The organism is Anaerostipes sp. CAG:276 (assembly GCF_000432215.1).
Classification (GTDB): domain Bacteria; phylum Bacillota; class Clostridia; order Lachnospirales; family Lachnospiraceae; genus Anaerostipes; species Anaerostipes caccae.
Window position 1 is genome coordinate 1 of record NZ_FR889167.1, and the last position, 6,102, is coordinate 6,102.

General features: G+C 43.2%; 5 protein-coding genes and 2 pseudogenes. 2 read left to right on the top strand and 5 right to left on the bottom strand.

Going from position 1 to position 6,102, the window contains the following annotated elements; all coding sequences use genetic code 11:
• Positions 1-405, bottom strand: a pseudogene (locus tag QVP35_RS00715) (class I SAM-dependent methyltransferase); the annotation flags it as partial.
• Positions 406-438: 33 nt separating this feature from the next.
• On the bottom strand, positions 439-2,550 hold the full coding sequence (gene glgX, locus QVP35_RS00720) for a glycogen debranching protein GlgX (protein ID WP_009290066.1): 2,112 nt from the start codon (positions 2,548-2,550) through the stop codon (positions 439-441).
• Between the two features lie 206 nt (positions 2,551-2,756).
• On the opposite strand from glgX, the gene QVP35_RS00725 reads away from it, so the two are divergent.
• Entirely contained in the window at positions 2,757-3,602 is an 846-nt protein-coding gene (locus QVP35_RS00725) for a polysaccharide deacetylase family protein (protein WP_022260674.1), read from the top strand.
• A 62-nt stretch (positions 3,603-3,664) separates the two neighbouring features.
• Here QVP35_RS00725 and QVP35_RS00730 read toward each other — a convergent pair whose 3' ends face one another.
• From QVP35_RS00730 to QVP35_RS00740, 3 genes and pseudogenes are all read right to left on the bottom strand, one after another.
• Positions 3,665-3,994 carry a type II toxin-antitoxin system RelE/ParE family toxin gene (locus QVP35_RS00730; protein WP_022260675.1) on the bottom strand — a complete coding sequence of 110 codons (330 nt, stop codon included), beginning with the start codon at positions 3,992-3,994 and terminating at the stop codon, positions 3,665-3,667.
• Positions 3,991-4,296 carry a type II toxin-antitoxin system RelB/DinJ family antitoxin gene (locus QVP35_RS00735; protein ID WP_022260676.1) on the bottom strand — a complete coding sequence of 102 codons (306 nt, stop codon included), beginning with the start codon at positions 4,294-4,296 and terminating at the stop codon, positions 3,991-3,993. Before QVP35_RS00735 ends, QVP35_RS00730 begins: the two co-directional genes overlap by 4 nt.
• 178 nt (positions 4,297-4,474) lie before the next feature.
• A pseudogene (locus QVP35_RS00740) lies at positions 4,475-5,599 on the bottom strand (polysaccharide deacetylase family protein).
• 174 nt (positions 5,600-5,773) lie between these two features.
• Between QVP35_RS00740 and QVP35_RS00745 the strand changes: the two are divergent.
• Entirely contained in the window at positions 5,774-6,070 is a 297-nt protein-coding gene (locus tag QVP35_RS00745) for a hypothetical protein (RefSeq protein ID WP_039930463.1), read from the top strand.
• The last annotated feature ends 32 nt before the right edge of the window (positions 6,071-6,102 follow it).

Sequence of the window (6,102 nt, forward strand, 5' to 3'; positions counted from 1 at the left end):
GGCTGCGGCTGCCGCTAATGTGGCGCCGCCTGTGTAGGCAAACAGGTTCAGCACCTTTACAGGCCGCCCGGCCTTTTTGATCTTATCTGAAAACCAATCCCAGTTCACTGCCTGCTCCGGAAAAACTCCTGTGTGTTTAAAGCTGAATGGCTGCAAATGAAATGTAAGTTCCCTGTACCTGATATCCCAGGTCTTAGGGAGATCAAAGAACTCCCACTGTCCGCCGCCTCTGCTGCTCCTGTGATAATGTCCGTTTGGCTTCTTCCACTGCTTTAACTTCTTTGGTGTCTGCCATAAAACCTGAGGGTCCGGCCGTACTAAATAATAGTCTCCCCATCTTTCTAATTTTTCACCACAAGAAGTATCTAAAACTTCATAATCGTTCCACTGATCTGCAATCCACATCTTACATTCTCTTCCTTTACTTAAACTTTATCTTTAGAGACAGATGACATCGCCCTTCCGTCCCATCTGGTTCCCTTCTAATATAATCATACTCCGCTCTTCCATCCGGATCTCTCCTCCGGGCAGCCGGCTATTTTTCGGCTCGCCGGCCGTATCTGAAAAAATCTCCCAGAAGTAATCCAGCGGAAGTTCCGGAAGCCTCACAGTATGCGGCTCCCAATGCATATTCATCATAACATAAACAATATCATCTGTGTCACTATCTTTTTCTCTTCCGGCAAACAGAACGCCCAGAAGATGGTTTTGGTCATCCTCCTTTAACTTCCATGGTTCTTCTCCGTGAAAGCTGACGGAAGGCAGTCCGCACAGCGCATCCTCCCCTCTGGATCTTAACACCGGGTGTTTTTTTCTGAAACGGATCATCTCTTTGACAAATTGTGTGGTCTCATGATTTTCCAAAAGCAGATCCCAATTCAGCCACGAAATTTCATTATCCTGACAGTAGGCATTGTTATTGCCGTACTGGGTATTCAAAAATTCGTCCCCCGCATACATCATCGGGACACCCTGGCTGGTCATCAGCGCCGCAAAAGCATTTCTCACAAGCTTTTTCCTGAGCTTTATGACATCCTGCCGGTCAGTGTACCCTTCTTCACCGCAGTTCCAGCTGTTGTTATTGTTGTCTCCGTCCGTATTGTTCCATCCGTTATCCAGATTGTGCTTTTCATTATAGGAATAAAGGTCCCACATCGTGAATCCGTCATGGCAGGTGATAAAATTCACTGAAGCCGTATCGCCCCGGCTCTCCCTGTCATAGATATCCCTGGAGCCGCTCATCCTCTGGGCAGCGGCTTTCACAAGTCCCGGATCTCCTTTCAGGAATCTTCTCATATCGTCCCGGTATCTGCCATTCCACTCAGACCACCGGTTCCATGACGGAAACGTGCCCACCTGATAAAGACCCGCAGCGTCCCATGCCTCAGCAATTAATTTCACACGGCCCAGGATCGGGTCAAATGCAAGCCTTTCCAAAAGCGGAGGCTTACTTAATGGTGAACCGTCCTCACTTCTTCCGAGAATCGATGCCAGGTCAAACCGGAATCCGTCGATCCGGTAATCCGTCACCCAGTACCTTAAACAGTCCAGGATCATGTTCTGAACGACCGGGTGATTGCAGTTCAGTGTATTGCCGCAGCCGCTGAAATTATAATATTTTCCGTCCGGCGTAAGCATATAATATATATTATTGTCAAATCCTTTAAAAGATATGAACGGACCGTTCTCATTTCCCTCCGCCGTGTGGTTGAACACCACATCGAGGATTACTTCAATATCATTGTCGTGAAGTTCCCGGATCAGGTATTTAAGCTCTGAACCCTCTCTGTTAAATTCTTTTTCCGAGCTGTAGCTTGTATTCGGCGCAAAAAAGCTGACCGGATTATAACCCCAGTAGTCCAAAAGTTTTTTACCATTGACATACCTGGTATCCCTCGTCTCGTCAAATTCAAAGATCGGCATCAGTTCCACGGCATTGATGCCCAGATCCTTCAGATAAGGAATCTTTTCCCGGATCCCGTCAAAGGTTCCCGGGTGTTTTACATCTGATGTATGGTGTTTTGTAAATCCTCTGGTATGAAGTTCATAGATGATAAGGTCCCGCATATCTGTGGGTTTTCGCCTGGCTCTTCCCCAGTCAAAGTCATTGGAGACGACTCTCGCCCGATAACAGTCCCTGCTGTACTCAGGTTTCTCGCCCCAGTTGCTCTGACCGGTGACGGCTTTTGCATAGGGATCTAAAAGATACCGCTCCTTGTCAAACAAAAGTCCCTTTTTTAAATCCTTCGGCCCGTCAACTCTGTAATTGTATTCAATCTTCCGGATATCCAGGCCGAAAACGATCATCGAGTATACATTTCCGATCCGGTAATTTTCCGGAAATGGTATTTCAGCGAAAGGTTCCTGTACCTTTCTTTCATATAAAACTAATGTACAGGCAGTTCCGTTTTTCGTATGTACGGTGAAACTCACGCCGCCTTCAATAGCAGTCGCACCGTTTTGAAGGTAAAACCCCGGACGCACATCAAATCCATTCACCGTATCCAAAGATCTAAGCTGCCCGGCTTCTCCGATTCTTTTAATATCCATAAACTCTATCCTTTATACTCCGTCAAATAAGTGATATTCAAAAATTTATAAAATATGATATGTTTCATTATAACAGATTTTTCTTAATATAATCAGATCTCTCCACATACAATAAATTATAGCTTGTAATTTCACCCTGCCTTTCCATGTTCTTTTGTCAAGGATTGCTGGAAAACGGAAATACTATGTATGGATAGGAGGCACAAATGAAAAAAGGATTAAACAAAGGACAAACCGCAGTCTTGCTTATAATGCTGTCCATTATTGCTTTTCAAGGCATTTACCTGTTTCGGACCAGCAAAGAGACAAGTTCTCTTCAGGAATCCTCGGCTGCCAGCGGAGAAATTCAAAAGAACCAGAAGATCGTCCGCGAAATTACACAGTTTAAACTAGGCGATTTCCCCTTTCTTCCCAAACGAGTCGATCCCGAGAAAAAACTCATCGCGTTTTCATTCGATGACGGACCTTCCAGAAAAAATACGGAGAAAATACTAAAGGCCCTGGATAAAAACAATGCGAGGGCTACCTTTTTTATGCTTGGCCAGAATGCAAAATATTATCCTGACCTTGTAAAAAAAGTTGAGGAATCAGGCAATGAAATCGCCGGCCACTCCTGGAACCATCCGCTGCTCACAAAACTCGGTAAAAAAGGTGTGAAAAAACAGATGTCGCAGATGAACGAAGCCATTGCTTCTGTGACCGGATCTGATGTGGGACTTTTAAGGCCGCCTTATGGGTCTATTAACCGAACCGTCAAAAACACGGTAAAAGATCCGCTGATCCTTTGGAGTATCGACACGCTGGACTGGAAAACGCTGAATGCAGACAAGACTGCTGCTGCTATTTTAAAGCAGGCCAAGGATGGGGATATCATCCTGATGCATGACATTCATGCTCCTACGGCAGAAGCTGTGAAAAAGGTACTCCCGAAACTTGAAAAGAAAGGCTTTCAAGTATGTACGGTATCGGAGCTCCTTGAGGCGAGAAATATTACTCTGCATCCGGGAGATGTCGTGGTAAGTGCGAATGATGTTTATCGGTATAAGAAATAATTTAAGCTGCCAGAAGAGCCGCCCGGTCTGCCGGACGGCTCTTCTGCCACGTCAAAAAAATATTAATCGATTGTCGTTCTATCCAAATGATTTTTGATGTCTCTCCCACCGTACATAATACGAACAATACTCACTGTATTTTGGGACTCATTAGGTTGATAAAACACAAGGTAATTATCCACCGGAAAAAATCGGATTCCTTCACTATGCCATGGCTCTTCCTCATATAAACGATAACGTCTCGGCATTTCATCAAGTGTCTTGATTTCTTTCATAATTCTACGAGTTTGTTCAGATGCTGTTTCCGGCACAAGCAGTTCATACGCTATATATTCATATATATCTCTCAAATCCTGTTTTGCCTTTTTTGTATAAAAAATCCTGCAACTCATATCCCGTAATCCCGCTTCATCTCCTCTTCGACATCTTCTGCCGAATATACCCTTCCCTTTCTTATATCATCCATGCCCTTTTCTATTTCCGCATCAAATTGTTCTTTCGTAAGGTAGTCGTATACAAGCGGCATATCTTTGGGCAGCTTCACTTCAAACGGAAGTCCCCGCTGCATCACAATTTGTCTCAAAAACATACCCACTGCAGTTGACATCGGAATGCCCAAACGCTCAAGCACTTGCTCTGCCTGCTCTTTTATTTCAGGATCTACACGGGTAAAAATATTTGATGTCTTAGCCATATCTATCATCTCCTTTATTTTCTATTACTTTTATTATATATTCTTTGCTTGCTTTTTGCAATCTATTCGCAAGCTTTTTAATCTCAAAAGGAGTTTATCTTATCTTTGAGGAAAAAAGTTTCCAGCTGTCCTTCCTCAGCTGATGATTAATTACAAATTGATTATAACAGGTTACATCCTATATTTTCTCAAAATCCACAAACTGTACTTTCAACGACGCAAACAACACTCTTTTTCTATCTCTGATTTTTTTATACTTATAAATCTGGTTGGCGCTGATGACAACATCGCCTTTACCCACAGTGATTCCCTTTGCCTTTAATAATTCTGAAACTGTACAGATTTCAAATCCTCTCGCTTTCAGCAGTGGAAGCACTTTTTCTGCCGCTGCCACAGAAGGTTTATGAATATCATGCATCAATACGATGTCTCCGTCCTTCGCTTGTTTAAGGATCGTATTTACTGTGGCATCTGTATTTAAAGTCTTCCAGTCTAATGTATCAATGCTCCACAAGATCAGCGGCGCATTAATATTAGCTTTCACCATACGGTCAATGGCTCCATACGTTGGACGCAGCAGACCTACATTCGAGCCCGTCACTTTTGAAATCGCGTGATTCATTTTCTGCATCTGACGGCATACCCCGGCTGCACCCAGTTTAGTCAGCTGAGGATGATTCCAGGAGTGTCCGGCCACCTCGTTCCCCGAATCTTTTACTTCTTTCACAAGCTGCGGATAATAGGAAACATTCTATCCAAGCATAAAAAAGGTTGCTCTTACATGATTCTTTGCCAAAGCTTTTGCAACTTTGTCTGTGTTTTGCCTGGCAGGTCCATCGTCAAAAGAAAATGCAATCAGTTTTTTTGTCTTATCAATCTTTCTCGGTGCACTTAAGCTATCCCCCGATTGAGAACTCTTTTCAGCCGCCAGCCGTCTAATCCTTTTTTCCCATTTCTGTATTTTTAACATTGCCTCTTCCGAAATACTGCTCTGTTCCACCATACTCCATGTCATTTCCTTCGACCCGTCAGATTCTGCAGAGCAAGTAATTTTTAAATATTCTCCCTTCGGATAAGGCTGATCCCGATCCGCATATACAGTCAGCATCCTGTCATTCCCATTTTCATCAAATCCTTTTATATGGTAAAAATGTTGCCAGCCTTCCTTATTCTCGGATCCTGCTATGATTTTTGCATAGTAACTGATTCCAGTATTCTTTTTTCCATGAACAATTTCCTTCACACTTACCACCGCTGCCGCCATAAAAATCACAGCCACCGCAGCAAAAATAATCTTCTTCATAGGTCTTCCTTTCTGTCTGTTTTTGTTTATTTTATCTTAAATATGTCATTTTCCTTCCATACTTCGTATTCACCGCAATCAGCGCCTTAAACAACAAAAGTTTATGCTCCGCCGCTCTTTCCTCTTTGATTTCAATATATTATAATAAAAAGAAAACAGACAGGAGATGATTTGTTGGACCAGAAACAGGAATACCAATTTTTAAAATCAACCTATCAAAATCTGCCCACCGGAGTTATGCAGTTTCAGAGAGACGGAGACCGCCTGACTCTTCTCCATATCAATGACTTTGGCTGCAGGATCTTAGGCTATAAGACTGCATCAGACTACCCGTTTGATTTTCATTCTTTCATCCACAAACTTCCGGGAAATGCATACGATGAATTTATTGATGCGTTGATCTGTCTGAAAGATGTTGGTGATCACTTTCCTTTTACCCGTCCAATCTATGTGGGAGAAAAGAAATCCTGACTGAGCGGGACAGCATCACTTCTTTCTTCTTC

Coding starts and splice junctions, on each gene's coding strand:
- QVP35_RS00735 (WP_022260676.1), bottom strand. CDS start 4,296: ATGGCTAAGACATCAAATATTTTTACCCGTGTAGATCCTGAAATAAAA.
- glgX (WP_009290066.1), bottom strand. CDS start 2,550: ATGGATATTAAAAGAATCGGAGAAGCCGGGCAGCTTAGATCTTTGGAT.
- QVP35_RS00730 (WP_022260675.1), bottom strand. CDS start 3,994: ATGAGTTGCAGGATTTTTTATACAAAAAAGGCAAAACAGGATTTGAGA.
- QVP35_RS00725 (WP_022260674.1), top strand. CDS start 2,757: ATGAAAAAAGGATTAAACAAAGGACAAACCGCAGTCTTGCTTATAATG.